The 2,780-nt window shown below is 65.6% G+C and carries 3 protein-coding genes; 2 read left to right on the top strand and 1 reads right to left on the bottom strand.

Going from position 1 to position 2,780, the window contains the following annotated elements; all coding sequences use genetic code 11:
• Positions 1–75: 75 nt before the first annotated feature.
• Positions 76–693, bottom strand: a complete 618-nt coding sequence (locus ENN83_RS09215) for a VPLPA-CTERM sorting domain-containing protein (protein WP_287186163.1) — start codon at positions 691–693, stop codon at positions 76–78.
• Between the two features lie 260 nt (positions 694–953).
• On the opposite strand from ENN83_RS09215, the gene ENN83_RS09210 reads away from it, so the two are divergent.
• Complete coding sequence (locus ENN83_RS09210) at positions 954–2,087, top strand: carboxylate-amine ligase (RefSeq protein ID WP_287186162.1); 1,134 nt, start codon at positions 954–956, stop codon at positions 2,085–2,087.
• 73 nt (positions 2,088–2,160) lie between these two features.
• Positions 2,161–2,780 (top strand): acyl-CoA dehydrogenase family protein (locus tag ENN83_RS09205; RefSeq protein WP_287186160.1); only part of this gene is annotated, 620 nt, incomplete at its 3' end.

Genomic DNA, 2,780 nt, shown 5'->3' with positions numbered 1-2,780 from the left:
TTTCAAGCAGATGGACTGAAACGAGAAGGGCGGCCCCGGGGGCCGCCCTTTCCACGATTGTCGCCTCGCCGCGCTTCAGGCCGCAGTCTTCCTGCGCCGCTTCAGCGCGGCCAGACCGCCCAGCAGCAGCCAGCCCGCGGCAGGAAGCGGGACGGGTGTCATCATTCCCGTTCCAAGAACGGCGTAATTGCTAAGGCCCTTGCCGTTCGCCGTCTGGAAGTCCAGCCAACCGCTCAGACCGTTATCATACTTGTAGGCGGCCCACTGATTACCGGATTTCAAGAGCACAGCGACGGTCTGATAGTAGTTCTCGGCGATGTCGAACCAGCCGGCCTTGGCGTCCGACTGAATGTTCTCGAAGTTCTCTTCCTTCTGGAATTCGGTCCAGTTGGTTATACCGAACAAACCGGTAAGAACCGTGCCATCCGTATACTCGAACTTGTCCGAATTCTCGTTGATCTGCTGCACGTTCCCCTTGGACAGACCGAAGCACTCATTCGCATCCGGATCGACGTCGACTACCTTGTTGCACGTCCCATTCCCTACATACAGGGTCGCCGCCGACGCCCCACCCGCCATCACAACCGCAGCAACCGCAGCCGCTGCTGTAACCGCTGCTGTCGTCTTCAAGATATTCGTGCTATACCCCTCACATGCACGCGGCAACGCCCCTCGCCTGCCATCAGCAAACATGGCGGAAATGCGACGATTTTCGTCCATCTCAAACAGGAAACCGCGCGGTCCCGCCGTTTTTCAACCCAGACCTGTGCTCGACGTCCGGGTGACGCGACGGCAGTTCTCCTGTGCACAATAGCCAGCCGCGACATTCTCACCCTTCGGTTGTTTCTTGCGAATCGCTCCGGCCCGAAGCCCCGCGCCGCGCGAAACGCTTGCCGCACCGGGCGTTTCCTGCTGACAATGCGCAGGCATGCGACCGCCGGAGGGCCATCCCGATGACCGCCACCGCCCCCGACTTCACCATCGGCATCGAAGAGGAATACCTGCTGGTCGACGCCGACACCTGCGCCCTGGTCGAGGCGCCCAAGGAACTGATGGAGGCCTGCATGGCCGACCTCGGGTCCCAGGTCACGCCCGAATTCCTGCAATGCCAGATCGAGGTCGGCACCCGCGTCTGCGCCACCGTGCCCGCGGCCCGCGACGACCTGCGCCGCCTGCGCGCCACGGTCGCCAGGCATGCCGCAGCCCACGGCCTTGCCCCCATCGCGGTTTCCTGCCACCCGGTCGCCGACTGGAAGGACCAGCACCACACCGACAAGGACCGCTACAACGATCTGGAACGCGCGCTGGCGGGCGTCGCGCGGCGCATGCTGATCTGCGGGATGCATGTCCATGTCGGCATTCCCGACCCCGACCAGCGCATCGACCTGATGGCGCAGATGTCCTATTTCCTGCCGCATCTTCTGGCGATGTCGACCTCGTCGCCCTTCTGGCAGGGGGCGGATACGGGGCTGGCCTCCTACCGGCTGACGGTGTTCGACAACCTGCCCCGCACCGGCCTGCCGCCGCGCTTCGAAAGCTGGTCGGATTACGAACGTTCCGTCGGCGCGCTGGTGGGTATGGGCCTGATCGAGGACGCCACGAAAGTCTGGTGGGATCTGCGCCCCTCGGCCCGGTTTCCCACGCTGGAAACCCGCATCTGCGATGTCTCGCCCCGGCTGGAACATGCGCTGTCGATCGCCGCGCTGACCCAGTGCATCGCGCGGATGCTCTGGCGGCTGGCCGGGCGGAACCAGCGCTGGCGCGTCTATGAACGCTTTCTGGTCGGCGAAAACCGCTGGCGGGCGCAGCGCTATGGCGTAAGCGAGGGGCTGATCGATTTCGGCCGCAAGCAGGTCGTGCCCTTCCCCGAACTGCTGGACGAACTGATCGCCCTGCTTGAACCCGACGCCGCGGCGCTGGGCTGCTGGGCCGAGCTGCAGGCCGCGCGCGACGTGATCGCCGACGGCACCTCGGCCGACCGCCAGCGCCGCGTCCATGCCGCGGCCCTCGCCGCGGGCAAGACCGCCGACGCGGCCGTGGCGGACGTGATCCGCGCCTTGATCGAGGAATACAACGCCGATCTGTGACGCCCGGCCCCCTTGCATTCGCGCCGGGCAGCCTGTCAAATGAACGCACGTTCATTAATTGCGGGGAGGAGCAATGGATTTCGCACTGACCGAGGAACAGGTCGCGATCTTCGACATGGCCCGCGCCTTCGGCACCGAGGAAATCGCCCCCCATGCCCGCGCATGGGAGGCCGAGGGCACGATCCCGCGCGCCCTCTGGCCCAAGCTCGGCGCGCTGGGCCTTGCGGGCATCTATGTGAGCGAGGAGTCCGGCGGGTCGGGCCTTTCGCGGCTTGACGCGACGCTGGTCTTCGAGGCGCTGTCGATGGCCTGCCCCTCGGTCGCGGCCTTCCTGTCGATCCACAACATGTGCGCGCGGATGCTCGACAGTTTCGGCAGCGACGAACAGAAGGCGCGGTTCCTCGCCCCGGCGCTGAGCATGGAGACGGTCTTTTCCTACTGCCTGACGGAACCGGGATCGGGCTCGGACGCGGCCGCGCTCAAGACCCGCGCCGAACGCACGAACGAAGGCTACAGCCTGACCGGCACCAAGGCCTTCATCTCGGGCGGCGGCTATTCGGACGCCTATATCGTGATGGCCCGCACCGGCGCGGATGGCCCCCGGGGCATTTCCGCCTTCCTCGTCGAGGATGGCACGCCGGGGCTGTCCTTTGGCGGACTCGAGGACAAGATGGGCTGGCGCTCGCAACCCAC

Source organism: Rhodovulum sp. (genome assembly GCF_011048875.1).
Lineage (GTDB): Bacteria > Pseudomonadota > Alphaproteobacteria > Rhodobacterales > Rhodobacteraceae > Rhodovulum > Rhodovulum tesquicola.
This window is presented reverse-complemented; position numbering and strand designations above follow the sequence as displayed.